At 50.2% G+C, this 26,106-nt stretch carries 19 protein-coding genes; 1 reads left to right on the forward strand and 18 read right to left on the reverse strand.

Annotated elements, in window-relative coordinates; all coding sequences use genetic code 11:
* Window positions 1-317: 317 nt before the first annotated feature.
* The 9 genes from priA to BFJ94_RS09490 form a co-directional block, all read right to left on the reverse strand.
* Window positions 318-2,864 (reverse strand): primosomal protein N', encoded by a 2,547-nt coding sequence (priA, locus tag BFJ94_RS09450; RefSeq protein ID WP_120462441.1) that lies wholly within the window; start codon window positions 2,862-2,864, stop codon window positions 318-320.
* Entirely contained in the window at window positions 2,861-4,081 is a 1,221-nt protein-coding gene (gene coaBC, locus BFJ94_RS09455) for a bifunctional phosphopantothenoylcysteine decarboxylase/phosphopantothenate--cysteine ligase CoaBC (RefSeq protein WP_120462442.1), read from the reverse strand. Before coaBC ends, priA begins: the two co-directional genes overlap by 4 nt.
* Before the next feature lie 171 nt (window positions 4,082-4,252).
* Window positions 4,253-4,474, reverse strand: a complete 222-nt coding sequence (rpoZ, locus tag BFJ94_RS09460) for a DNA-directed RNA polymerase subunit omega (RefSeq protein ID WP_120462443.1) — start codon at window positions 4,472-4,474, stop codon at window positions 4,253-4,255.
* Between the two features lie 39 nt (window positions 4,475-4,513).
* On the reverse strand, window positions 4,514-5,098 hold the full coding sequence (gene gmk, locus BFJ94_RS09465; RefSeq protein ID WP_120462444.1) for a guanylate kinase: 585 nt from the start codon (window positions 5,096-5,098) through the stop codon (window positions 4,514-4,516).
* A 13-nt stretch (window positions 5,099-5,111) separates the two neighbouring features.
* Window positions 5,112-5,372, reverse strand: a complete 261-nt coding sequence (remA, locus tag BFJ94_RS09470) for an extracellular matrix/biofilm regulator RemA (RefSeq protein WP_005548256.1) — start codon at window positions 5,370-5,372, stop codon at window positions 5,112-5,114.
* Between the two features lie 41 nt (window positions 5,373-5,413).
* On the reverse strand, window positions 5,414-6,301 hold the full coding sequence (locus tag BFJ94_RS09475) for a YicC/YloC family endoribonuclease (protein WP_120462445.1): 888 nt from the start codon (window positions 6,299-6,301) through the stop codon (window positions 5,414-5,416).
* A 35-nt stretch (window positions 6,302-6,336) separates the two neighbouring features.
* On the reverse strand, window positions 6,337-8,235 hold the full coding sequence (locus BFJ94_RS09480) for a bifunctional homocysteine S-methyltransferase/methylenetetrahydrofolate reductase (RefSeq protein ID WP_120462446.1): 1,899 nt from the start codon (window positions 8,233-8,235) through the stop codon (window positions 6,337-6,339).
* Between the two features lie 169 nt (window positions 8,236-8,404).
* Window positions 8,405-9,238, reverse strand: a complete 834-nt coding sequence (gene dapF / locus BFJ94_RS09485; protein ID WP_120462447.1) for a diaminopimelate epimerase — start codon at window positions 9,236-9,238, stop codon at window positions 8,405-8,407.
* A gap of 158 nt (window positions 9,239-9,396) precedes the next feature.
* On the reverse strand, window positions 9,397-12,198 hold the full coding sequence (locus BFJ94_RS09490) for a cation-translocating P-type ATPase (RefSeq protein ID WP_120462448.1): 2,802 nt from the start codon (window positions 12,196-12,198) through the stop codon (window positions 9,397-9,399).
* An 821-nt stretch (window positions 12,199-13,019) separates the two neighbouring features.
* On the opposite strand from BFJ94_RS09490, the gene BFJ94_RS09495 reads away from it, so the two are divergent.
* Window positions 13,020-14,786, forward strand: coding sequence for an Rqc2 family fibronectin-binding protein (locus BFJ94_RS09495; protein ID WP_120462449.1), 1,767 nt, complete (start codon window positions 13,020-13,022; stop codon window positions 14,784-14,786).
* 317 nt (window positions 14,787-15,103) lie between these two features.
* Here the strand turns inward: BFJ94_RS09495 and BFJ94_RS09500 are convergent, their stop codons facing one another.
* From BFJ94_RS09500 to BFJ94_RS09540, 9 genes are all read right to left on the reverse strand, one after another.
* Window positions 15,104-16,723, reverse strand: coding sequence for a type 2 periplasmic-binding domain-containing protein (locus tag BFJ94_RS09500; RefSeq protein WP_229716818.1), 1,620 nt, complete (start codon window positions 16,721-16,723; stop codon window positions 15,104-15,106).
* A 23-nt stretch (window positions 16,724-16,746) separates the two neighbouring features.
* Entirely contained in the window at window positions 16,747-17,619 is an 873-nt protein-coding gene (locus BFJ94_RS09505; RefSeq protein ID WP_120462451.1) for a carbohydrate ABC transporter permease, read from the reverse strand.
* Between the two features lie 15 nt (window positions 17,620-17,634).
* Window positions 17,635-18,546, reverse strand: coding sequence for an ABC transporter permease (locus BFJ94_RS09510; RefSeq protein WP_120462452.1), 912 nt, complete (start codon window positions 18,544-18,546; stop codon window positions 17,635-17,637).
* A 194-nt stretch (window positions 18,547-18,740) separates the two neighbouring features.
* Window positions 18,741-20,864: a glycoside hydrolase family 3 N-terminal domain-containing protein gene (locus BFJ94_RS09515; protein WP_120462453.1), complete on the reverse strand. Its 2,124-nt coding sequence runs from the start codon at window positions 20,862-20,864 to the stop codon at window positions 18,741-18,743.
* 17 nt (window positions 20,865-20,881) lie between these two features.
* Window positions 20,882-22,267 (reverse strand): family 4 glycosyl hydrolase, encoded by a 1,386-nt coding sequence (locus tag BFJ94_RS09520; protein WP_120462454.1) that lies wholly within the window; start codon window positions 22,265-22,267, stop codon window positions 20,882-20,884.
* Window positions 22,264-23,184, reverse strand: coding sequence for an ROK family protein (locus BFJ94_RS09525; protein WP_120462455.1), 921 nt, complete (start codon window positions 23,182-23,184; stop codon window positions 22,264-22,266). Before BFJ94_RS09525 ends, BFJ94_RS09520 begins: the two co-directional genes overlap by 4 nt.
* A gap of 19 nt (window positions 23,185-23,203) precedes the next feature.
* Window positions 23,204-23,923, reverse strand: coding sequence for a 6-phosphogluconolactonase (locus tag BFJ94_RS09530; protein ID WP_229716817.1), 720 nt, complete (start codon window positions 23,921-23,923; stop codon window positions 23,204-23,206).
* Window positions 23,924-23,932: 9 nt separating this feature from the next.
* Window positions 23,933-25,063 carry an ROK family protein gene (locus BFJ94_RS09535; RefSeq protein WP_120462457.1) on the reverse strand — a complete coding sequence of 377 codons (1,131 nt, stop codon included), beginning with the start codon at window positions 25,061-25,063 and terminating at the stop codon, window positions 23,933-23,935.
* Between the two features lie 146 nt (window positions 25,064-25,209).
* Window positions 25,210-26,100: a LysR family transcriptional regulator gene (locus BFJ94_RS09540; protein WP_120462458.1), complete on the reverse strand. Its 891-nt coding sequence runs from the start codon at window positions 26,098-26,100 to the stop codon at window positions 25,210-25,212.
* Between the last annotated feature and the right edge of the window lie 6 nt (window positions 26,101-26,106).

The following is a 26,106-nucleotide window of genomic DNA, read 5'->3' on the forward strand; positions in this document are numbered from 1 at the left end:
GCCCAGTTTCGTTAGATTTTGAAATCGCCCTTTTTGGTGCAAATAGCGATACCACGTTTCGTTACAATTTAGGGCATCCGAAAAATCCCCTGTTTCGCACCCTTCAAGTCACATATTTATCAAAAACCTGCACTTCTTCTGCAGGTATTTCGCATTGCTTAGGTTTCTGAGAGTTAAAGCCTGCACTTTTGCTCGCTTTTTCTCACTCTTGCTCACTTTAGCAGCTTTTCACTATACTCGCTCCTGGCATCCATACCATACTTACCATACTCACCATACTTATGCCACCCAAGTTACTACCACTCGTCCCCCGCATATTACATTAGCATCTGCGGGTCGACATCGATACTGATCTGAAACGACGAGTCGCGCATATCGTTCAGCATGGTCTCGGCTACACTGCGTACCAGCTCGGACGCGTCCAGCGAGCCGCGATACTTCACCATACATTGGAATCTGTAACGGTTCTTGATGCGGGGGATCGGCGAAGCGACAGGCCCTAGAATGTCCAGGACATCCCTCGTAAAACGGTCCATATTGCCGAACCATCCCAACTGCTGAGCCTTGCCACGCAGGTTCGCCGTGAAATTCTCGGCCATGCGCAGCAATAAAGGCAGCTTCTCATGGGACAGTGTTACGAGAATCAGGCGGCTGTATGGCGGATAATGCAGCGCCTTGCGATGCTGTAATTCCTCACGCACGAATGAATTATAATCATGCTGACTCGCATGGATGATCGAATAATGATCCGGTATATACGTCTGGATCACCACTTCACCCGGAAGCTGGTGACGGCCAGCCCGCCCGGCGACCTGTGTCAACAGCTGAAAGGTCTTCTCCGCAGAGCGGAAATCCGGAAAATTAAGCGATGTATCCGCCGCAATGACGCCTACTAATGTAACATCCGGGAAATCAAGTCCCTTAGCCACCATTTGCGTGCCCAGCAGCACATCCGCCTTCTTGTCGCGAAAAGCCTTCAGCAGCTTCTCATGGGAGCCCTTCTCTGTCGTCGTATCCACATCCATGCGGATGACCCGAATGCCCGGGAAGAGCTTGGAAAGCTCACTCTCCACCCGCTGGGTGCCGGTGCCAAAATAACGGATATGCTCGCTGCCGCACTCCGGGCATACCGAAGGCGCGGGAACGGCATAGCCGCAATAATGGCAGCGCAAATTATTCGATTTCTGATGATAAGTCAACGAAATATCACAGTCCGGGCAGCCGGCCACATAACCGCAGGTGCGGCACATGACAAAGGTCGAGAACCCGCGCCGGTTCAAGAATAGTACGCTCTGCTCTCCGCGTTCGAGCCTGGCGGCGATTCCGGCATGAAGATCCCGGCTGAACATCGAACGGTTCCCTTCCCGCAATTCTTCCCGCATATCTACGATCTGTATACCTGGCAGCTTACTGCCTGAAGCTCTGGCATTCATTTCAAGCAGCATCGGCGCATATTGCTCATTATTCAGGGATCTGGCAGCGTGATAGCTCTCCAGCGATGGCGTGGCCGAACCGAGAATCACAGCAGCATGATGCTGCTTAGCCCGGCGAATCGCTACATCCCTTGCATGATATTTAGGAGTCTCCTCCTGCTTATAGGAGGTCTCATGCTCCTCATCCATGACGATCAAGCCGAGATCCGAGAAAGGGGCGAAGACAGCGGATCGGGCACCGATCGCAACCTGTACACGTCCCTCCCTGATTTTGCGCCATTCATCATAGCGTTCCCCGGTTGACAGTCGGCTGTGCATAACAGCCACCTTATTGCCAAACCGTCCTTTGAACCGCTCTACCATCTGCGGGGTAAGGGAAATCTCCGGCACCAGTACAATAGCCTGGCGACCCAGCGAGATACACCGCTCGATCGTCTGCATATAGACCTCTGTCTTCCCGCTCCCGGTAACCCCATGCAATAAAAAAGCGCCATAGGCCCGGTTATCCAGCACTTCGCTGATCTTGCCATAGACCCATTCCTGTTCCGGGGTCCGCGGCAGCGGGTCCGTCCGTTTGAAGCGTCTATCCTGATAAGGATCACGGAATACCTCCGCATCCTCCATCACGACAAATCCCTTCTCCACCAGCTTCTTGACCGTTCCTGCTGTGACATGCAGAGTCGACAGCACCTCCTGCAAAGAGAGCGTAACGCCGACCTCAAGCAGAAACTGCAGAACCTCCTTCTGTCTCCGCGCCTGGGCGCTGAAGGAAGCGAGCACCGCCTCAGCCTGCTCTCCGCTCACTGCTGCGGTGACGGTCTTGACCGTCTTCTTGCGAACCTTGTCCTTGATCATCTGCGTCTCCGTCAGGACACCCGTCCGCAGCAAGCCCTTGATCGTCTCTCCCTGTCCCGGAAAATGAGCACTCAAATGAGCGGTCGTCATCAGCATAGAACCATTCGCTTTAATGTAATCGACGATCCTCTCTTCCTCTCCGGTCAATAGCGGAGGCGCCGCATACACAGCTTCCTCCGTCTGCTCGGGATCCGTCGTCGATTCAGAAGGCTCATTGAGCTGAATATACCTCTCCGCCTTGCCTTTTAGCGCAGTTGGAATCATCGCCTGCAGCGCGGAAATCATGCTGCAGGCATACCTGTGGCTCATCCACTCGGCAAGCTTGACGAGATCCATCGGAAGCGGAGGAATAAGGTCAAGCAGCTCCTGGATCGGCTTCATACGAGCAAAATTCAACTCGGAATCAGGACGTAAATCGATGACGAACCCCTGCACCGTCCGATGTCCGAAGGGGACACCTACCCGGCTGCCGATCTCAATCCAATCGCGCATCTCATCTGGAATAATATAATCGAAGGGCCGATCCGTCTGACGGCTCGGAACGTCAACGATGACCCTGGCGATTTTGAAGTTCATTTGCCAGCTCCCGCCAGTCGTTCAGCGGCCAGCTCCATAATGCGAAGCCCCGCCTCCTCCTTAGTGATCATAGGCAGGGATTGTACCAGCCCCGCTGCGTCATAGATATTGACTATATTCGTATCGGTTCCGAATCCAGCCCCCGTCTGTGTCACATCATTCGCCACCAAGAGATCGCAGTTTTTGCGCTTCAGCTTATCCTTCGCATACTGCTCCAGATGATCGGTCTCTGCTGCGAATCCAATCAGGAACTGCGTTGTCTTCTGCTCACCTAGCGTCTGCAAAATATCGATATTCTTGACCAATTCCAGCTGTAGCTCGTCGCCTGATTTTTTTATTTTATGCTGCGCAGGGCTCTTAGGTCGGTAGTCCGCCACAGCGGCCGCTTTCACAAGAATATCTGTCTCCCGCCATCGAGCAGACACAGCCTCGTACATTTCCACAGCTGATTCAACATGGACCGCATTGATCTGAACCGGAGGGTCCACCTGAGTACGGGCAACAATCAGCGTTACATCCGCCCCCAGCTCCTGTGCGGCCTTCGCTACAGCGAAGCCCATCTTGCCCGATGAATCATTCGTAATATAACGGACCGGATCGATACGCTCTATAGTACCTCCGGCGGTAACGACAACCTTCTTGCCAGCAAGCGGCAGAGCAGCCCGTTTCGCCTGACGTGCAAAAAAGAGCTTCGCCTCTTCCACAATCGCTTCCGGCTCCTCCATTCTCCCCTTACCGGTATACCCGCAGGCTAGCAAGCCTACACCCGGTTCAATCATATGAACCCCGCGTGATCTCAGTTCAGCCATATTCCGGGTTACTGCCGGATGGGTATACATATGCACATTCATAGCTGGAGCAAGCATAATTGGGGCCGTAACAGCCAGAAGCGTCGTCGAGAGCATATCATCGCCGATCCCGGCAGCCATTTTACCGATCATATTCGCCGTAGCCGGAGCGACCAATACCAGATCAGCCCAGTCGGCTAATTCGATATGAGCGACTTTCTCAGGTATTTTCTCGTCAAAAGTATCCGTATATACCGCGTTCTTGGACAAGGCCTGCAATGTCAACTCACTGATGAACTTCGTAGCGGATTCGGTCATGATGACCCGAACCTCCGCCCCTTCCTTCACTAGCTTGCTACACAGAGACGCCGCTTTGAACGCTGCGATCCCTCCCGTTACGCCGAGCAATATTTTTTTGCCGATTAACATCGTCTTATCCCCCGCTTTCAAGTTATCACGAAGTCAGATTTTATCCTGCTGCGCCTTCATGATCGAAGTAACAGCCCACCGCAGACGAAACTTGCAGAAAAAAATAACAACCTCGCGGTTGTTTCTAAAGAGGTTGTTCAAAGTCAACAATGACCACGAGGTCGATCTATTTTATTTCTCGATTGTTTCCGGCTCTTCTGTGACCGGTTTAAGCTTGATGTAACCGCCATAAATCTCTTCCAGAGCAAGCCCTACTTGCTTATGGGATCTTGGATGCTCCAGTTCGCTCTTGGAGCCCTCTCTAAGCTGTCTAGCTCTGCGGGAAGCAGCTACCACGAGAGAATACTTACTACCGACAATACCTAGCATCTTGTCAATGGATGGATATAGCATGAAGCAACACCTCTTCTATTAGACTCATTCACCGAATGTTTATACTTCGGCAGGTTTTCTTATTTTGCAATGTTCCGCCGTAATGATCGCCTGGATTCTCTGACATGCCAGATCGATCTCATCATTAACTACAGCGTAATCATACTGTTCGAGCAAGTTTATCTCATCGGCTGCCACTGACATCCGGTGATCGATCGTCGCCTGGCTCTCCGTACCCCGGCCTTGAATCCGGTCCTTCAGCTCATCCAGGGATGGGGGAAGCATGAACACGAATACACCCTCCGGGAACTTCTCCTTCACCTTGAGCGCACCTTGCACCTCGATCTCAAGAATGATATCGCGACCGCTCTCAATCGTCTTCTCAACGAAGTCACGCGGGGTACCGTAGAAGTTACCCACATATTCCGCATATTCGAGCAGTTGATCCTTCTCGATCATATCGAGAAATTGTTCACGTGTCTTGAAAAAATAATTAACCCCGTTCTCTTCCCCTAACCGGGGCTGGCGCGTCGTAGCAGAAACAGAGTATACAAGCTCTGGCATACGTGCCCGTAATTCATTACAGACCGTCCCTTTGCCTACACCGGACGGCCCTGATAAAACAATTAATAACCCTTTAGCCATAGTTCTCTCCATTTTACTCGTCGTTGTCATCATCTTTGGTGGATAAGCGATGCGCAACCGTCTCCGGCTGCACCGCCGACAATATGACATGATCACTGTCGGTAATGATTACCGCGCGCGTACGACGTCCATAGGTCGCATCGATCAGCATATGCCGGTCTCTTGCCTCCTGAATAATCCGCTTGATTGGAGCAGACTCAGGACTCACGATTGAAATGATTCGGTTGGCTGACACGATATTACCAAAGCCAATGTTAATAAGTTTGATTGCCATATTCAGGTACTTCCCCCTAATTTACTTGACTCTAAGTTTCGTTATTCGAGATTGGCCGCCTGTTCACGAATTTTCTCCAGTTCTGCTTTCATCTCGACAACATGGTTGACCAGAGCCAGGTGATTGGCCTTAGAACCAATCGTATTCGTCTCCCGGTTCATTTCCTGTATCAAAAAATCCAGCTTCCGTCCAACCGGCCCTTCCGATTGCAATAATCCGCGGCACTGCTCGAAGTGACTCTTCAATCTAATTAGCTCTTCGTCGATATTGGACCGATCCGCAAATACGGCGACCTCCATCGCGAATCTCTGTTCATCAAAAGCCCCCTCCAACAGTTCGGCGAGTCGCCCTCGGAGCCGGTTGCGATAGTCCACGACTACTTCCGGCGCCAATCTGACGAGGTCTGCGTGAATCTCCTGCAGCCTGGACAATCGCTGTTCCAGATCAGAGACCAGATGAAGACCTTCTCGCGCCCGCATAGCGATCATGCCGTCTAAGGCTTCTGCAAGACCTTCCATGAGAACCGTCTCCCACTCTTGATCCGTTGCAGCTCCGTCCATTAGAGGGTCCGGAGAAATCACCGCCTCCGGTAGCGAGAGCAAATCCTTGGCGCTGAGTGAGGAGTCAAGTCCATAATTCTGCTTCAGCTCTTCATTCGCCCGTAAATAAGCTTCAATGACCGGACGATTTAGTACGAAGGGTGAGGAGGTGTCATCTTCCTTCTCCTTACCTATGAACACGTCAATTCTACCACGCTTGACATGTTCCTGTACTAATCGTCGCAGTTTATCCTCATAGCACGTCCACTCTCGGGGCATCCGAAGTACAACCTCAGAATACCGATGATTGACAGATTTGATTTCAAATTGAATGTTATAGCCGCCGTAATGTCTGGCGGAACCACCGTACCCAGTCATACTGTGAGACATGAACATCACATCCGTTACCCTATTGTAATTGATAATTATGAACGAGACAAGTGGGAAGCCCGGTGTAATGACTTCTCATGAACATAATTTGTGAGAGCTACCGTCATTTCATAGAACATGAACGGAGTCATCAGATAAATACCATTAAAATGCTGCAGCGCCGTATCCAACAGTTCCTTGGCTATCTCAACGCCCATGGCGCGTCCTTCCGCTCCCTGCAGGCCTTCCATCCGCTTGAGGATCGACTCAGGCAAGGTAATGCCCGGGACCTCATTATGGAGATATTCAGCGTTCTTGCCACTCGCAAGCGGCATAATGCCAAGGAAGATCGGAATATCCAAATGAGCGGTCGCCTCGCGAATCGCCACGATCAGCTCAGGATTATAGACCGGCTGAGTCATGATGTAATCCGCACCAGAAGCGATCTTCTTCTCCAACCGCTCCACCGCCTTGTTCAGATGCTTCACGTTCGGGTTGAAGGCGGCGCCGATGATGAAATTGGCCCGATGCTTCAGCGGCTTGCCCGAGAAGGCAATCCCTTCATTAAGCTGCTTGATCATGCGTATAATTTCAAAGGAAGTAAGATCATAAACCGAGCTTGCTCCGGGCAGATCCCCGAAGCGGGCCGGATCTCCGGTCACGGCAAGGATATGATCGATGCCGAGTGCGTCGAAGCCCATCATATGCGACTGTGTACCGATCAGATTGCGATCCCGGCAAGCGATATGAATCAGCGGTCTTAGGCCCAAATCGGAATGTACCTTGGAGCCCAGCGCCATGTTGCTCATCCGTGTTACAGCCAATGAGTTGTCCGCCAGCGTCAACGCATCGATCCCCGCCTCCTTAAGAGCCGCTGCGCCTGTCATGAACTTGCCAATATCGAGATCCCGCGGAGGGTCGAGCTCGACAATGACCGTATGGCGCTCCTTCACCAGCTCCACAATGTTCTGAGCCTTGCGTGCCTGCTGGCAGTCACAACGGTCATTCTCATTCTTTGGCCCATATTCAAGCGCCTGTATTGATTCACGGATTGCCGGAAGGGGGTGACCTTCATCCAGTGGCACAGGATCGTACTCTTCGAGCGCCCTGGCTACAGCTGCAATATGCTCCGGTGTTGTCCCGCAGCAGCCTCCGATAAATCTTGCGCCCAAATCAGCAAAAGTTACCGCACATTCCCCAAAGTAAGCGGGAGTGGCCCCATATACATATTCTCCATCTACATAATCCGCCAAACCTGCATTTGGAAATACGGACAATGGGATATTCAGCGGACCGTTCAATTTCTCCATGACACTCATGATACCCTTCGGACCGGAATGGCAATTGAAGCCGAGCACATCGGCACCTTCCGCCTGGAGAATCCCGAAGGCTTCTTCAATGGAATACCCGTCCAATGTTCTGCCCAGATGATCCACCGCAAATTGGCAAAAGACCGGAAGCTGTGTCAAATGACGAGCCCGTCCCAGCGCCAGACGCATCTCTTGCAAATCATAGAATGTCTCCAGAATGAGCGCATCCACATCCTCTGTCAGAAGGGCGGACATCTGCTCCTCGAAATAGTTCGCCAATTCCTGGTTGGTCACGTTAATCCGCTTCCCGCCCCGGATTGTACCTACGGCACCGGCGACAAAGCGATCAGCTCCGGCAGCCTGCCTGGCAATCCGCACGGCAGCACGATTGATATCCGCTACCTGCTCCTCCAGACCAAATTTGGATAATTTATAGTAATTGGCGGAGAATGTATTCGTCTCTATTAAGCTCGCACCTGCATCAATATAGCGGCGGTGTACATCCTGAATTACCTCAGGACGGGTCAAATTCATCTCTTCATAGGAAATGCCGACAGAGAAGCCTAGCTGGTACATATACGTACCGAGGGCTCCATCGCCGATCAGAACTTCATTCTGCCAAGCTTGACGCAGATCTGGCCTCATAAGAGTACCTCCTTATTGTAAGATAATAGAACGAATAACGAATGGTATATATGAACTACCTATCTAATCTTCGCCTTAGTTTCATATTAATTTAACATAATTTCCGCCAATTGATAAGGAGAAGGCAAAAAAGGCCCGAAGGCCTTTTTCAGTACATCATCCAATTAAATTATTCAACCGCGCCATGGTACACGATTTCCGCCGGGCCCGTCATATACACATGATTATCGCTGGGGTCCCATTCGATATAGAGATCTCCGCCTTGCAAGCCGACCCAAGCCTTACGCCCGGTATAACCGTTCAACACGGAGGATACCAAGGTGGCACAGGCTCCGCTGCCACAGGCCAGCGTTGGGCCAGCACCACGCTCCCATACCCTCATCTCAATCCGTTCAGGTGAAGTCACAGTCGCGAACTCTACATTCGTTTTTCTCGGAAAATAAGGATGTGCCTCCAGCTGCGGCCCCCACTTCTCCAGCTCAAAGCGCGGCGCATCATCCACATAAATGACGCAGTGCGGATTCCCCATGGATACCGCCGTGAAGCTGAACCTGCGCCCGGTAGTCTCGATTGGATGGCCTATAACGGCTTCTCCCTCCAATGTGGTCGGAACCCTCCTCCCCTCCAGAATCGGTTCGCCCATATCGACTCGCACATTTTTCACAACTCCATCCTCTATCTGAAGCCGAACCTCCTGCACCCCTGCGCCGAGAGTCTCGAACGTCATCACTTGCTTATCCGTATGGCCTGCTTCATAGACATATTTGGAGACACAGCGGATCGCATTCCCGCATTGCTCAGCCTCCGTGCCGTCCGAATTAATAATCCTCATTCTATAATCGGCCCGATCCGACGGCAGTATGAACACCAGACCATCCGCCCCGACGCCAAAATATCTGTTGCACCATCTTATAGCTAACTCCGAAACGTTCTGCGGCAATTCCTTCTCCCCATAGAACACCAGGAAGTCATTGCCCAGCCCGTGCATTTTCGTAAATTCCATCTAACCCCACTCCACTCCCTAGAACTTGATGTACATCCAAAAAGGCGAGTTGGTCTTCAGCACAGAAGCTTGTGCTTCTTCGTGATCAAACACGGACTTTTTGAACTAACTCTGTATGGGGTTAGTCTATATTTCACGGGGAGCAAAGGGTATTGATTTTATGCACGAATATTTGTACTTTTCGCCGAGATCATCTGTCTTGGGCCATTATACTTGCGGCGGCGCCCCGACCAGACACTACCCGCTCCGAGCAGGAAGGTAGGAATGCCGGCAGCGACCAGACTCAGCGCCCATTCTCTGGCTCCCAGCGGAACCGTCTTGAAGATCGGCTGCAACGCCTCAATATACATAACGCCGAGCAGCAGCAGTATAGAGGATAGCACCGCGACTACCAGATAACGGTTCTGCAGGATGTTACGGTGGAAGATGGAGCGTGAGCTGCGGCAATCGAACACATGGATAAGCTGAGCCATGACCAGGGTTACAAAGGCAACCGACTGCGCCTTGGCAAGCTGCGCCGGATCATCCGGCGCAAGACGCAGCGTCAGCCAGAAAGCCCCGAGTGTGCAGAAGCCGATGAGCAGGCCGCGGCTAATGATCTTCCAGCCCAGCCTGCGGGCGAATATGTTCTCCCTCGCTCCGCGCGGCTTATGCTCCATCAAATCCTTCTCCGGCTGATCCACGCCCAGCGCCATGGCCGGGAGCCCGTCTGTGACGAGGTTCACCCACAGAATCTGAATCGGCAATAGCGGTAGCGGCAGTCCAGCCAGCATGGCGAAGAGCATCGTCAATATTTCACCTACATTAGAAGCGAGTAAATAACGGATAAATTTCCGGATGTTCTCATAAATATTGCGGCCCTCTTCAATCGCAGACACGATGGAGGAGAAATTATCATCGCTTAGAACCAGAGACGAGGCTTCTTTGGTTACATCCGTCCCCGTAATTCCCATCGCGATCCCGATGTCCGCCGCCTTAATTGCGGGCGCATCATTCACCCCATCGCCCGTCATCGCAACGACATGGCCTTTACGCTGCAATGATTTCACGATCCGCAGCTTATGCTCGGGGGCAACCCGGGAGTAGACATAGATCTGGTCGACTTGGCGATCCAGTTCGTCGTCGCTTAGCGCAGCCAGCTGCTTCCCTGACATAGATTGTCCGCCCCGGGGGATAATGCCCAGATCGGCAGCGATCGCTTCGGCAGTCAATCCATGGTCGCCCGTAATCATCACGGTCTTGATGCCGGCGCGGCGGCAGACAGAGATCGCTTCGCGCGCTTCACGGCGCGGCGGATCGATCATCCCAGCCAATCCGATGAAGATGAGCTGACATTCGACATCATCTTCATGATCTGCCGGATCATCCGGCCGCAAGTCGCGATAGGCCATTCCGAGCACCCGCAGCGCACTCCTGGCCATCCCTTCGTTAGCAGCCTGCACACGCTGGCGGAAGGTTCCTGTAAACGGGACGACCTTGCCATCCCATAGAATATACGCACACTTCTCCATCAGCATATCAGGCGCTCCCTTGACCAGCGCCATCTTGCCGCCCTGGTGAGATACAATCACTGACATCCGTTTGCGATCCGAATCAAAGGGCATTTCCTTAACCCGGGTATACATGCTACCGAGCGTTCCGGGTGACAATCCCATCTTCGCAGCCAGTGTTACAAGTGCACCTTCCGTCGGATCACCTTTTAGCTTCCATCCTGATCCTAAGTTCTCTTCCCGATCCTTGCCTTTGCTCTTCGCCTGCTGCTCACTATCATCTTCATAGATGACTGCATTTCCACACAGAGAGCTGACCTGGAGCATGCGACGCAAGGTCTGATCCTTCTTAAGATCGACCGCTTGACCCTGCTCTAATATATGACCGACCGGTTCATAACCGTCTCCGGTCACCTCCAGCGTTCTACCTTCAAGCCAAATTTGGGTCACCGTCATTTTGTTCTGCGTCAAGGTTCCCGTCTTATCCGAGCAAATGACGGAAGCGCAGCCGAGCGTCTCTACGGACGGCAGCTTGCGGACGATCGCTTTGCGCTTGATCATTCGCTGCACCCCTAGCGCCAGCGCAATGGTTACGATGGCAGGCAATCCTTCCGGAATAGCGGCTACTGCCAGACTCACCCCGGCGAGGAACATCGACCCCATCGGCTGCCCATGCATAATGCCGACAAGGACAACCAATATAGTTAGTCCCAAAGAAAGGTAAATTAAAATTTTGCCCAATTGCTCCAGGCGCCGCTGTAGTGGGGTTTCCTGTGAATCGGTGTTCTGAATCAGATCGGCTATTTTACCCATTTCAGTGTTCATGCCTGTACGTATAACAATCCCTCGTCCACTGCCACGGGTCACCATCGTTCCCATGAAGCCCAGGTTTTTCTGATCTCCCAGCGGTACCTCCGCTTCCCGGAGTACCCCGGCATGCTTGCCCACAGGATGCGATTCTCCGGTCAATGCGGACTCCTCAACATCCAGGCTGTTCGCGGACAGCCATCGCACATCTGCAGGAATGCGGTCGCCGCTCTCGACCATAATAATGTCGCCGGGGACAAGTTCCTTAGCTGGAATATGCTCGACAGACCCATTGCGCAAGGCTTTGGCGCTGGGGGCAGATAACTGCTTCAGTGCGCGCAGCGAGCGCTCGGCCCGGAATTCCTGAATGAATCCGAGCACCCCGTTCAGGATCACAATAGCAATAATGGTAATGGCGTCTAAATATTCGCCGAGAATTCCTGATATGAGCGTCGCGCCCATCAATACGAGCATCATAAAATCCTTAAACTGGTTCAGAAATAGCAGCAGCGGAGAGATTCGTTTCCCCTCTGACAGTTCATTCCAGCCGCTCTGCTCCCGTCTCCTCTGCGCCTCATCCCGGGTCAGGCCCTGCTCGCGCTTCACATTCAACAGCTCCAGAAGCTCTTCCCCATTCCACTGGTGCCAGTTTTTTTGTTCCATCTCCTTCTTCCCCTCCCGTATTTTGTGCGATAAACAGCGTGAGGCTTTTCCACCTAGGGTAAATGTATTCCGGCTAGTCCCGAATTATCACAGAAGAAGCTCTTAAGTTTTTCACACAAGTATGGCATCATAGAAGAAGCAAGATATCGAAGAGATGAGGATATGCTCAAAAAGTCGCTGTTCAGCGTTGAAGCTGATGCATTCGATATGCGTTTTAATGCGTTTTTTGTCTAACGAAACTACATATCGCTATTTCCGCGTAAACAGTGGCAAATTGAATCTAACGAAACACCATATCGCTATTCAGAGGAAATGAGGGCGTTTAGCCTTTAATTTGCTTCAATAACGATACCCAGTTTCGTTAAAATTTCTGTCAGCCCATTTTGGCCCAAATAGCGATACCACGTTTCGTTAGCGGAAGGCCCGGCTGAATTCAAGATTCGATGTCGAATAGGCTTCCTGATTGACCTCGTGTTAGATATAGAATTTATTCGTTATCAGCGGAGGCTGATGAAATTCTATATCGCAAGAAAGCCTACCTTTGAACCGCGGTCGCTCATCCTTGAATTGCTTCGATTGGTTTTCTTATCAAAAGTGGCTTTTTGAACTACCTATTTCGATGAATGTTCAAAAAGCCAGTTTTCAGCACCGAGAAGGTTGGATGAAGCTAGGGACTGAGGAGCGGAGCGTACGTAGTGGGTACGTGAGCACCGGTAGGCCCGGCTGAATTCAACCTTCGACGCCGAATACACTTGCCTGAGTTACTTCGGGATCAAAAGTGGCTTTTTGAACTACCTTATTAGACAGGAGAATAGATTTGTATGGCACTTGACGGAATAGTAACCCACTCCATCGTCCACGAGCTGCAGATTTGCGTCGGTGGACGCATCAATAAAATACATCAGCCTACCGATAACGACATCATTATTCAATTACGCTCCAGAGAAGGGACCCGGCGCTTGCTGTTGTCAGCTAACCCGACTTATCCGCGCGTGCAGTTCACCGAGCAGTCCTTCCCGAATCCGCTGGAGGCCCCCATGTTCTGCATGCTGCTGCGCAAGTATTGTGAAGGTGGCGTTATCGAAACGGTTACGCAGCAAGGGATGGAACGGATCATTCATATCGATGTGCGGCATCGTGATGAGCTTGGAGACATATCTTTAAAAAGAATCATCATCGAATTGATGGGACGGCACAGCAACATTATTCTGATTGACCCAGCGACAGGAACCCAGTTGGACGGAATTCACCATGTAACCCCGGCGATCAGCAGCTACCGGGTCGTCATGCCCGGATTCGCTTATACAGAGCCGCCGCAGCAGCATAAGCTGCATCCGCTCGAAGCTACACAGGAGCAATTTAGGGAGGCTTACCGGCAAGCGGAGATTGGAACAGAGGACAAAGGCTGGTTAGTCTCTACCTTCAGTGGGCTAAGCCCGCTGATTGCCGAAGAAATTTGTCTGCGGGCGGACGAAGCAAAGGGTAAGGATGCCTCTGCTCTGACAGACGCACCCGACAGGGCGACTACCCTCTGGCATTCCTTCGCCGATTTGATGCAGCAAATCCGCGAGCATCGCTACGAACCGGTTACCGGCGAAAATGCCAAGGGCAAGAGCGTGTTCTCAGCCATCAAGTTGACCTTGATCAAAAATGGCCTTCGCACCTATGATTCCATCAGCGACTGTATGGAGGAGTATTACGGGGACAAAGCGCTGAGAGACACGGTCAAACAGAAGACCAGCGACCTGCTGCGCTTCCTGCACAATGAATTACACAAGAATGTGAAGAAAATGTCCAAGCTGGAAGAGGACCTGGCCGAAGCCGGGGATGCGGAGCAATACCGCATCTGGGGCGAGTTGCTGCTCTCCTCCCTGCATCTCGTTCATAAGGGAGACAAGACGGCAGAATTGGTGAATTACTATGACGAGAACCAAGGAACCGAGACGATTGCCCTCGATCCGCTGCTGACTCCGTCCGAGAATGCCCAGCGTTTTTTCAAAAAATACAATAAGTACAAGAACAGCCTGGCGGTCATCGATGAGCAAATGACGATCACCCGCGAGGAGATCAGCTATATGGAGCAGTTGCTACAACAGCTCAATCACGCTACCCTTGACGATATCGACGAAATCCGTGAGGAGCTGGTTCAGCAGGGGTATCTACGGGACCGGAGCAAGAAAGGCAAAAAGAAGAAGAAAAACGACAAGCCGACCCTGCATGTCTATACTTCTTCCGAAGGGATTGAAATCTATGTAGGCAAGAACAATCTGCAGAATGATTACGTGACGAATCGGATCGGCAAGCCGAACGATACTTGGCTGCATACGAAGGATATCCCTGGCTCGCACGTGCTGATTCGCAGCGACTCCTACGGCGAGGCGACCTTGAACGAAGCGTCGCAATTGGCTGCCTATTACAGTCAGGCCAAGGAATCCAGCAGTGTACCGGTCGATTATACGCTCATCCGTTATGTCCGCAAGCCGAGCGGGGCCAAGCCAGGATTTGTGATCTATGACCATCAGAAGACTCTTTTTGTTACTCCAGACGAGCCAATGATCAAGAACATGCCGAATGTGGTGAGAAGCTAGCTCGCTAGCTTCCTTTCGAATTTACGAGTAACACGGCTGGCCTAGCAAAATAACTGCATAAAATACACTTAGAAACGCAAATAAGCGGACCTTATGGAAAATAAGTGTATTTTGTACATTTAATCATCCGCGAAATCGTAAAATGGGCAAAAACAGAAAATATAAGTGTACTTTCTGCAACTAAATCGCCACCTTCAGAGATTGCTGCGCAATTAACTGTACTTTGTGCAATTAAATCGCACTATGTTGTACACAGCTGTAGACAAGAAGAGGACTCTCGAATAGAGAGCCCTCTTCTTGTCTTATTTATTCCAGAATTAGTCCAGCTTCTTCTCATTAGCCTCGATTTGTTTGTTTCTCTCTTCTACCAATTTGTCGTAGCCATTGTCCTGGCGATATTTAATGAATTCATTCATCGCCTGATCGACTTCCCTATCCGATTTGGCGTCCAGAATCTTGGCGATGGTCTGAGACCAGTTCTGATTGATTTTCTCTGCGTTTCTCGAAGATTCCTTGGACAGATAGACGTCCAGGCTCGCTAATTCGAATTGTGGCATCACGTAATCCAAGGTCCACTGCTTCGCTTGCTGCAATGCCTTCGGGAATTGATCAAGTCCCATTTGACGAGAGAGCAGAGCGCTATCCTGTACCCACAGATGCGTTGTCAAGCCGATCTCCTTCTCGAAGCCAGCCGGATCGGTCTGCTTGAACTCTAGCAAATCTGCATTCAGTACAGGTTTGCCGTCCACCATCGTATAGGTTTCACCCTCACGTCCATAATTCATCACTGTGTTGCCATACTCACTCACCATATAGCTCAGGAACTCCATCGCTTTTTGTGGGTTTTTGCAGTCCTTAGTAATAAAAGTCTGCGTCCAGCCTTCGATCGATGTGCCTGGCAGGGCTGTCTTATTCCCTGTCGTTGAAGACGGTCCATTAACAGCGATATATTCCTTGCCCGGATTCTCATTCGCCCATAAGGTCAGCGTATCCGTCTCACTGTTCAGATCTGAAGCGAAGTAGACGAAGTAGCTGCCGTTCGTGACCCGCGCATCCTTGTCGTCCTTCGTCATCGTAATCATGTCACGGTCGGTCAGCCCTTTCTGGCGGGCATCGACGAACACTTTAAGCCATTTCTGAAAGTCTGCATCGGTATAACGATCATAATATTTGCCGTCTTCCGTCAGCATAGGAACTCCGATAAAATCGGCCAGCGTCCTATTGAATACTCCATTTGGTTCCGAGCCCTCATTAAATGGAGAGACCCCAATCGGAATAACCGCTTTGCCCAGTTCATCCTTCGCGTCCAGTTTTTGCGCGGCTTCCAAAGCGGAGATGAAGCCTTCCGGCGTGGTCATATCCGGCTTGCCGAGCTGCTCATAAATATCTTTGCGCACCAGAAAGCCCTGGTTCGCATAAATGCCGCCCTTCTCATAATCCGACTTCGTATTCGAGAAGTTAGGATACCCGTAAATATGACCGTCATCTCTGGTGAAGAACTTAAGCGTCTCCGGCTTGGCTGACTTTTCCAGGAAATACGGGTCATACTTCTCGGCCAGCACGTCCAGCGGAAGAGCGAACTTATCCGCATCCTTCACAAAAGGATTGCTTCCATCTACCGTAATGATATCCGGTAGCTCTCCAGAAGCCATCATCGTATTGAGCTTGTCGTCGCTGCCGCCCAAGTAAGTGATGCTGACTCCGGTATCCTCCGTAATATATTGTGAAGATACATCATTGCCCCAGGTCTGGGCGAACCAATCGAAGTTAATATACCAGTCAAGCTCAGCCGTAGCTTTGTCATTCTTCCAGCTTGGAGTATCTTTATCCACTTCAATCGTTGAATCCGGCAATTCTGCGCTTGTATTCTTACCGCCGCAGCCAGACAATGCGACTACGAATGCAACCAAAGTCAGAAGTATGATCGATTTTTTCATAATGTGCTCCCTCGCTTTTATCATTATTCTTTAACGCCTCCGACAAGCATGCCGCTAATAAAGTATTTCTGAAGGAAAGGGTAAATCAGCATAATAGGTAAGGTCGTAACGATCATCGTCGCTTGTTGCAAAGACTGGGTCGTAAACGCCTTGGAGATATATACCCCTGCTTTGGCCGTGTTCGCAGCGCCAGCGCTCGTTAACAGCTGATACAAATAATATTGAATCGGATACAAGGTCTTATCTGTCACATAGAGCTTGGCCACGAAGAAATCATTCCACTGGTACACTCCATGGAACAAGGCGATGGTCGCCAGCACCGGGAAAGACAGCGGGATAATAATTTTGAAGAACACCTGAAATACGTTAGCCCCGTCAATCTTGGCCGATTCCTCAATCGATTCCGGCAGACTTCTGAAGAAGTTCATCAAGATGATCATGTCATAGAAGCTGAATAGCACAGGGATGATGTACACCCAGAAACTATTCGCCAGACCGAGCGATTTGACGACCAGAAAAGTCGGGATCATTCCGCCGTAGAAGAACATCGTGATGACGCCCATGCGGATGAATATCTTTCTGCCCAGCAGATAAGGCTTGCTCATGGCATAGGCGGCAGCCCCGGTGATGACCAAGTGTCCGATGACCCCGATCACGGTCTTGGCCGCCGTAACACCAAACGCCCGATAAATCGTCGAATCCTTCAAGATCGTCTCATAGTTGACGAGCGTGAATTTTCGCGGAAACAGGTAGATGCCCCCTTTCATCGCGTCATACCCGTCGTTGAATGAAAGTGCGATGATATTGATCAAGGGAAATACGATGATGGAAATGAAGAATAGCATGAATAGCGCATTGAATACGTTAAATATTTTCTCGCCTTTATCCAGCCCCATATAGCTCCCTCCCTTCTAGAAAATTGAACTGTCGCTAAGCTTCTTGGTCAAGACGTTGGCGATCATCAGCAGTGTGACGGAGACGACGGACGAGAAGATCCCGACCGCAGTCGCGAAGGAGAAGTCTCCTTGTGTCAGACCCAAATGATAGACATAAGAATCAATCACTTCACTGCGCAGCATATTCGAAGAATTTTGCAGGACGAGAGTCTGCTCCAGATTCGCACCCAGCACAGAACCTACGCGCAGTACAAACATCAGGACGATAATATTTTTGATGCCAGGGAGCGTGATATACCAGATTCTCTTTAGAATTTTCGCCCCGTCGACCTTGGCTGCCTCATATAACGAAGGATCAATCCCCGCGATAGCTGCAAGATAGAGAATCGTGCCCCAGCCTACCTCTTTCCATATATCCGACAGCGTCGCAATCCACCAATAGGCATCGGGATTGGACAGGAAGGAGAGCGGTTCAGATATGAGGTGCATCGACAGCAGGAAGCTATTCACCAGCCCTGTCGAACCGAGCCAGGAGATAATCATGCCGCCAAGAATAACCCAGGACAGAAAGTGCGGCAAATAAGATATCGTCTGCGTAAATTTCTTAAATATACCTAATCGGATCTGATTGATTAATATAGCCAGGACGATCTCCAGCGGGAAACCGATCAACAATTTCATCAGGCTGATCGCTAGCGTATTCGTCAGCACATTATAGAAATCTTTGTCTCCCAAAAAGGCTTTGAAATTGTCCAGACCTACAAATTCCGAGCCCGTAAAACCGGATAACGGAGAATAGTCCTGAAACGCGATGATCAATCCGAACATCGGCACGAAGCAGAAAATAATCATCAAGATGATGCTCGGCCAGACCATGGCCTGAAGCTCCCACTGTGACAGAAACTTATGTTTAAACTTGGACTTCATCCGTATACCTCCTCTCTTTTCAGGTACAGCATTGTCAGTTTTTTCGAGCATGAAAGCGTTATCCCAAAATCTGCTAGGCTCCCTCCAATATTTCGAATTTGTACCATGGATAAATTTTACACAATTAATTAATTTAATTTAATAATTGGGCAAGCCTAGCGATCTTTTCGAATAAATGTGGTTATTCAGGAGATTTATCGATACTCTATCGTGAACACAGGGCGGTCAAGATCATTGATATAAATATGAAATTTCCCCGGTTCAATCGAAGGCTGTAAGCTAGCGTCCAAGTATTGAAGATCCTCCAGAGCGAGTGTCATCTGAACGGCAACGGTCTGATGCGCCGGTACATCCACAACTTGATATTTCTTCATTTCGCGGATAGGACGAACCGCCTTGGAGACGAGATCCTCAATGTAGAGAATAGCGATTTCAGAATAATCGTATTCACTTGGATTGCTCACCTGAAAAGAGATAGTTAACTGCTGATCCGCAGCCAAATGATGACTCGATATTTGAAAATCAGAATACTGCGCACCAGTATAGGTCAGCCCGTGCCCGAACGGGAACAGCGGTCCTGCCTCGCAATCCTGATACCTGCTGCTGTAGCTCGATTCATTGGCCGGACGGCCTGTACTGTACTCGTTGTAATAAATCGGTGCCTGAGCCGAATGACGCGGGAACGACATCGTCAATTTCCCTGACGGAGTGTCTTGGCCCGTGAGCAGCTCGGCAATTGCACGGCCAGCCTGAGTACCTGGATACCAGCACCATAAGAGCGCAGGGATATCATCGATGATGTTCTGAAGCGCCAAGGGCCGTCCCGAGAAAAAGACGCAGGCATACGGTTTGTTCGTCTGCTTCACATCCCGGATCAGCTGCTGCTGATCGGCCACAAGCTCGATGTTCACGCTGCTATGCCCTTCGCCGCTCAGTTGCCAATCCTCTCCGACCGCTACGACAATATAGTCGCATTGTTCCAGCGTAGCTTGAGGGCAATCCTCCAGGGATTCGTAGACATCCAGGTCGAATGAATCGTCCACCCGCTTCATCCCTTCCGCCAAAGTAACTACATCCTCGAAGCTTCCTTTGCACTGCCAGTTACCCAGCAGCTGATTATTGTCAGCAAAAGGGCCAACGATGATGATCTTTTTGCAATCCTGGCGTATGGGCAGCATTTGTTCATTTTTCAACAGCACACAGCTTCGCTTGGCCGCTTCCTTGGTATGCTCCTGAAAGCTTGAATTTAGAATGACTTCATGCTCGACCGCTTCGTCCACATAGGGATTTTCAAAAAGACCGAGTTCATTTTTCAGCTGTAAAATTTTCAATACCGCCGCGTCAATATCTTGAAGCAGTTCCGGATTCTCTTGCACAATATGTTCGAAATGCTCCAGGTACAAGGTCGAGACCATCTCGATATCGATGCCCGCCTTCAAGGCCAATTCCGCAGCTTCCTTGCCATTGCCAGCCACACGATGATTCTGCAGCTCAGCTACAGCGCCCCAATCGGAAATGACGATATCTTTAAATTGGTAGTCGTCTCTTAGAATATCCTTCATCATCTGTTCGCTAGCGCTTACAGGAACCCCGTTGAACGTATTGAACGAACTCATCACGAATCTGGGCTTCTCTTGCAGCGCTATCTCATAAGGCTTGCCGTAACAGGCATAGAATTCTCTCCACGACATATCCACCGTGTTGTAGTCCTTACCGCCAATGCCAGCGCCATATGCAGCAAAATGCTTCAGACAAGCTGCTACTCCCGACTCGGCGATCCTGCCATCCTCGCCTTTCTGATAGCCGCGGATCATCGCCCGGCCAAGCTGTCCCGACAATAGATGGTCCTCACCGAAAGACTCCATCACTCTGCCCCATCTGGAGTCGCGCACCAGATCAACCATGGGCGAGAAATTAACATGGATGCCCGTAGCGCGCAGTTCCGAAGCGGTATCCTCGGCTACTTGCTGCACAATCCTCTCATCCCAAGTACAAGAGAGCCCTAAGGGGATCGGAAAAATCGTCCTATATCCGTGTATCGCATCATGCATGAACAGGAGCGGGATCTTCAGCCGTGATTTCTGCAAGTATTCACTTTGAATCAGATTTGTGATCTTGGCGCTCGACACCCCGATGATGCTTCCTATCGTGTACAGCGTATTTCCCTCGAGCATATGAGCCGGGAAGCCGGGGCCGGTCTCTACCATCTCGCTGTCGATTTTGCCGACATAATGTTCTCCCGTCGTCTGAGAGAGCTGCCCGATCTTCTCAGCCAGCGTCATCTCCTGCAGCAGTTCAATGATCTTCTTGTTGTCCATATCCACGATTAACCCCTTTATTTCCACTCCAGCTTAGGTAAAATATCCTTCTGCAGCTCGCACATCTCGTCGATCATGGCACAGGCCTGGTAATAAGTCGGAGCCTGCGGATCCAATAGAATCGCCTGCAGCAGCTTCGTCTTGGACTGTTCCACATAAGCTTCGAGCAGCAATTTATGAATCGTGCCCTGAATGTGAATCGTTCCGATAATCGCCGTTGGCAGTTCTACGGTCATCGGCTTCAGAGTAATTCCTCGGCCGTTAACAATCGCCTGCGTCTCAACGACCATATCATCCGGAAGACCCTTGATCGCTCCATGGTTCGGCAGGTTCACCGCGTTCAGCTCAATCTCATCATCGAAGAAGATCGCCTCAATGATCGGAATTGCATATTCATTACTGCGGTTCACTTTCTCTTTATCGAAAATATAAGCCTCTTCCACCCACAGCTCCTGAGTCTGTACCTTCGAGAACAAGCCTTGATCCAGATTGTTGCCGCTGGCACAATATACGAAATCAGGCGTTCTTGAATCCTTCTCCCACAGCGTCTCGCGGATCGGATCATAACGGTACTGCAACGACAGGCCAGCGTAGAAATCCTCCGCGTAGGAGACATACTCGCCGCAATGGTTGGTGCCGGGGTATGGGTAATAGCCATAAGTGCGATACATCGTTCTGGATAAGGCAACATGATCGAATTGCGCCAGACGATTGGCCTCCCGTTCCTTCTGATCGAATAACGGGTACAGATCCTCCCCCGTCTTCTTGTTCCATATCTTGGTGAAGAAGCCGAAGTGGTTCAAGCCGCCGCCTTCCATCCCGATATCTTCGATATCCATCTCCAGGAATTGGGACAGCTGTTCAATCCCCATATCGAGTCCATGGCACAGGCCGACGATTTTGATCGAGGTCAGCTTCGAGATCGCTTCGACCAATTTCGCCTCCGGGTTTGTATAGTTAATGAACCAGGCATCCGGGCAGACTCTCTCCATCGTACGGGCGATCTCGAGCATCGGACCGAGGTTGCGCAAGGTATGGAACATGGAGCCAGGACCGCCGTTCTCGCCATAAATTTGCTTGCTGCCAAAGCGGCGCGGAATATGGAAGTCCTGCGACCAGTAGAAGTAGCGGTTCACCTCAATCGCCACGATGACGAAATCCGCAGCTGTCATTGCAGCTTCAAGATCAGTCGTCTGCCAGATTTTCGCCGGATGTGAGAAAGCTGTAAACATATCTGTGGCATATTTGTAGGTTCTTGCCACATTCTCTTCCTCAATGTCCATGAGCGCGATTTCCAGTTCAACTTGCGACTTCAAACGCTCAGACAACACCATATCCTGCAATGCCCCCAACGCAAAGGACACGCTCCCAGCTCCGATTAACGCAACTTTCATTTTTTTCATGATGTTCTTACTCCTTTTTCGTTTTTTAAGGCCATGTACCCCGCCCCAATCACACCGGCATCAGGACCGAACTTTGACAGGACTACATTGACTTTGTCGCTTAAATGCTCAAACACCTTGGTTTTAGCGCTTTCAACAATTTTATCTATCAACCATTGGTTGTTATAGACGACCGCTCCGCCAATCACAAATATATCCGGGTCAATCGTCTGCATTAAGGAAGCAATCGCATTGGAGAAGTACTCAATCCAGGTGTTTACCACCCCTACCGCCTTCTCATCATGCTGCTTATACTTATCGAACAATAAATGGGCCGTAGCCTCGCTACCATACAGCTTCTTACTCTCTTGCTCCAGGGCCCGGCCGCTGCATAGAGCTTCGAGCGTACCGGGATGCAAGGTCGCATGGCTCTTGCCGTGATCAGATATCACCATGCTTCCGATCTCGCCAGCATAGCCATGGGCCCCGTGGACCACCTCGTTGTTGAGCACAATTCCGCTGCCGATTCCCGTACTGACCGTTATATACATCGATTGTCCATACGCCTGAGAAGCGCCGCGCTCTGATTCAAGCAGAGTTACGACATTGACATCATTCTCGAAATGAACCTCATAACCGGGAAAAAAACACTTTATAAATTCGATATTGATGCCATCCAAGCAGGGAATATTGGTCGCATCATAGATAATCTCCGTCTGCTCCTTCCAGGGAACAGGCAAGGCAATACCAATCTTGTCAGCCGTCTTATGAGGGTCCACCTTCCCGATCATGCGCTGGACATATTCGAAAATCGCTTCGGCGTTGTGAAACTGGCTTGTTAATGCTGTCTCTTTTCGGACTAACTCCAACCGCTCATTTACTAATCCGACACGTATGTTTGTTCCTCCAATATCTACTCCAATAACGCTGTTACTCATGATTTGAACTCCTCAGTTATTATCGCTGTTTGATATATTTCGCTGCCTCCGAATCCAGGAAGAAATCGATATGTTCGTAACCAAGCAGTTCCTGAGCCGGCAGCTTCGCTTCCGGGTTTGTAAATATCTCTCTGACGATCTCGGCTTTGCGTTCACCGGTAATCGCTACAATCACCCGCTTGCTTCCTGCTACCTGATTTAGCCCCAAGGTAATTCCCTTCTCCAATACCGTAGGCTGCCGGAAATACTTCTGAGCCACCGTCCTGGTCGTCTCCGATAACTCTACGACACTGCTATGACCTAGCACCGGACAGCCTGGCTCATTCAGGCCGATATGGCCGTTCATCCCGACTCCCATCAGACTGAATGTAATAGGATGCTGGGCAATAAACCGGTCGATCCTCTGGCACTCCTGCTCCAAATCCGCCGCCATCCCTTCAAAAAATTCGATCTGCTGAGGCTCCAACTTCACCAGGGAGAATAAATCCTGTTTCAGCATTTGATAGCAGCTTCCCTCGGACTCCCTGCTTATGCCGACCCACTCGTCCAGACTAACAATGTTGAGCTGCTGAACTTTAGCTTGAATATCAGCGTCAGCAGCAAATTTCATATAGCTCTTCTGTGGCGTACTGCCCGACGCCAGGCAGAATACCGGGTGCTCATAGGCCAAATGCTCCTTCATCTCCCTAGCAATCGCCTCTGCCACTTCTTCTTCCGTTGCAAAAACTTGAATCATCATGTCCACTTCCTATCCGGAAATTACTTTGATCATCTCATGCTGAAGCGATAATATCGCCGCGCCGACAGCCGCCGAGTGCTGCGAATCGCTGTAAGTGATCGTTGGGGTCCACTCCGCGTATTGCTCTACATAATAGCTTGTCCTATCCAGAATCCGCTCCGGGAACAGGGCGACCGTCTTGCCGCTGATAATAATCCGGTCAATGTCAAGCACACTGATGATATTCACCATCGTCAGGGCCAGATGCTTGGCTACATAGTCCGCACAGGCTTCGATATCTGACTCGGAGTTAAGATCATAATGGCTTAGCAAATGCTGAATCCCCAGCTTGCTCTCCAGCCAGCCGACAGAGGAAGGCGTTCTTCGGTATTCCGGGTCAAAGCACATATACTCCAGCTCACCTGCGCTCGCATTGAAGCCTCTATGCAGCTCTTTATTAATGATCAAGCCGCCACCGATCCCGTCTCCCACGGCAATATGAACCAGATCGGCCGGCGATTGCCCGGCGTTCTCCAGATTGCGGAATTCAGCAACGGTAGAAGCGTTTACATCGTTCTCCAGAAAAATCGGCAAATCCACCCGATGAATCAGATTCTCGATGATCGGCTCATAATTGTAATCCTGCTCCTTATTGTCCTGAATCCTCATCCGGATCTTTTTCTTTCTGGTATTTATCGCGCCGTCAACCCCAATCCCGATCCCAAGGACGACACTATTCGTTCGCTTCGCTACTTCCTTCATCCGCGTAATAATGTCTTCAAAAATCGAGACAAACTGCTCGCTATAAAACGGAATGTCTGTCTCGATCGAGTACGAATCGATGACCTTGCTGTATAGATTGATAAGCAGGGCGGTAATTCTGCTGCCTATGATCTGAATTCCGACGGTGACATAGCTGTTCTCATTAAAACGGTATACCGTTCTTTTTCTCCCCAAGCCGCCAGAGCCTTCCCGACTTTCTCCGGTAGCGGTCAGCAGTCCGATCTCTTCAAAGAAATTGACGATTTTACTCACCGTTACAAAGCTCATCGCCGTCTTCTCTGTAATTTCAACCTTGGCCAATTCCGGGTTCTGTATCACAATATCAAAAATGATCTTCCGATTCTCATCCTTAATGTCATTGGGCAAAAACGACTTCATCCTGTCACTCCTCTCAATTTATTCAATGTAATTAATTAATGTTCTTAAATAATTAAAGAAAAATATAAAGGCCTGATCTGACCTCTACAAATTATTATATACATACTGGAATCTGTGTCAATAGAATTTCTCTCACGGTACGCTGGTTAAATTTGCTTGTCCTCAATAATCTCCACGAATTTCTTGGCCGCAATGGACAAGGGGACTCCCCGCAAAGAGCAGACACCGATACTTCTCGGCGGAATGGCTTCGAGCAGTTTCACTTCATGCAGAATTCCCTTATTTAGATAGTCTCGGGAGAACTCTCTGGTCACGCAGGCGACCCCCAGATTGGTCTTGGCGAATTCCAATAACAGATCATGCGAGCCCAATTCAAACTCGGGAGCAATGGCGATCCCTCTCGACAGCAAATAATCCTCGACATATCTTCGTGAATTGGCTTTTTTCTCCAGCAATATCAACGGCTGCTTCACGACCTCATCCAAACCCACCGGGCCGGATAATAGCTGCCTGTACTTCTCGCCACACACGAAAATATCATGGATATCCATGCAGGGCCTTAACTCCAGAGTAGAATCATCCAGCGGGAAATTGCAGACCGCGATATCGACCTCGCCGGATTTTAGGATCGAGCATAGCTCCCGGGTCGTCCCGTTGATAATTTTGAATTTAATATTAGGATACTGATTATGAAAAGCCTCCAATTTAGGCAGCAAAAAATATCTCGAGATCGTATCCCCCACACCTACTTTTAATTCGCCTACCGTCAAATTTTTGAATCCCAGAATTTTCTCCTCTCCGACCTGAATCAGATTGATTGCGGAGTTGACATATTCAAACAGCAGACTGCCTTCATTCGTTAAAGAAACCCCTTTGGGCGATCTGTTGAATAAACGGATGTCCAGTTCGCCCTCCAGTTGCATAATCGCCTGACTGACCGCCGGCTGTGTCATATAGAGATCCTTAGCCGCTTGGGAGAAGCTTTCACTCTTTCCGACCTTGCAAAATATTTTGTATAAATCCAGTTTGCTTGACATATAACC

This window comes from Paenibacillus aceti (assembly GCF_003614185.1).
Taxonomy (GTDB): domain Bacteria; phylum Bacillota; class Bacilli; order Paenibacillales; family Paenibacillaceae; genus Fontibacillus; species Fontibacillus aceti.

Coding starts and splice junctions, on each gene's coding strand:
- priA (WP_120462441.1), bottom strand. CDS start 2,864: ATGAACTTCAAAATCGCCAGGGTCATCGTTGACGTTCCGAGCCGTCAG.
- coaBC (WP_120462442.1), bottom strand. CDS start 4,081: ATGTTAATCGGCAAAAAAATATTGCTCGGCGTAACGGGAGGGATCGCA.
- rpoZ (WP_120462443.1), bottom strand. CDS start 4,474: ATGCTATATCCATCCATTGACAAGATGCTAGGTATTGTCGGTAGTAAG.
- gmk (WP_120462444.1), bottom strand. CDS start 5,098: ATGGCTAAAGGGTTATTAATTGTTTTATCAGGGCCGTCCGGTGTAGGC.
- remA (WP_005548256.1), bottom strand. CDS start 5,372: ATGGCAATCAAACTTATTAACATTGGCTTTGGTAATATCGTGTCAGCC.
- BFJ94_RS09475 (WP_120462445.1), bottom strand. CDS start 6,301: ATGTCTCACAGTATGACTGGGTACGGTGGTTCCGCCAGACATTACGGC.
- BFJ94_RS09480 (WP_120462446.1), bottom strand. CDS start 8,235: ATGAGGCCAGATCTGCGTCAAGCTTGGCAGAATGAAGTTCTGATCGGC.
- dapF (WP_120462447.1), bottom strand. CDS start 9,238: ATGGAATTTACGAAAATGCACGGGCTGGGCAATGACTTCCTGGTGTTC.
- BFJ94_RS09490 (WP_120462448.1), bottom strand. CDS start 12,198: ATGGAACAAAAAAACTGGCACCAGTGGAATGGGGAAGAGCTTCTGGAG.
- BFJ94_RS09495 (WP_120462449.1), top strand. CDS start 13,020: ATGGCACTTGACGGAATAGTAACCCACTCCATCGTCCACGAGCTGCAG.
- BFJ94_RS09500 (WP_229716818.1), bottom strand. CDS start 16,723: ATGAAAAAATCGATCATACTTCTGACTTTGGTTGCATTCGTAGTCGCA.
- BFJ94_RS09505 (WP_120462451.1), bottom strand. CDS start 17,619: ATGGGGCTGGATAAAGGCGAGAAAATATTTAACGTATTCAATGCGCTA.
- BFJ94_RS09510 (WP_120462452.1), bottom strand. CDS start 18,546: ATGAAGTCCAAGTTTAAACATAAGTTTCTGTCACAGTGGGAGCTTCAG.
- BFJ94_RS09515 (WP_120462453.1), bottom strand. CDS start 20,864: ATGGACAACAAGAAGATCATTGAACTGCTGCAGGAGATGACGCTGGCT.
- BFJ94_RS09520 (WP_120462454.1), bottom strand. CDS start 22,267: ATGAAAAAAATGAAAGTTGCGTTAATCGGAGCTGGGAGCGTGTCCTTT.
- BFJ94_RS09525 (WP_120462455.1), bottom strand. CDS start 23,184: ATGAGTAACAGCGTTATTGGAGTAGATATTGGAGGAACAAACATACGT.
- BFJ94_RS09530 (WP_229716817.1), bottom strand. CDS start 23,923: ATGATGATTCAAGTTTTTGCAACGGAAGAAGAAGTGGCAGAGGCGATT.
- BFJ94_RS09535 (WP_120462457.1), bottom strand. CDS start 25,063: ATGAAGTCGTTTTTGCCCAATGACATTAAGGATGAGAATCGGAAGATC.
- BFJ94_RS09540 (WP_120462458.1), bottom strand. CDS start 26,100: ATGTCAAGCAAACTGGATTTATACAAAATATTTTGCAAGGTCGGAAAG.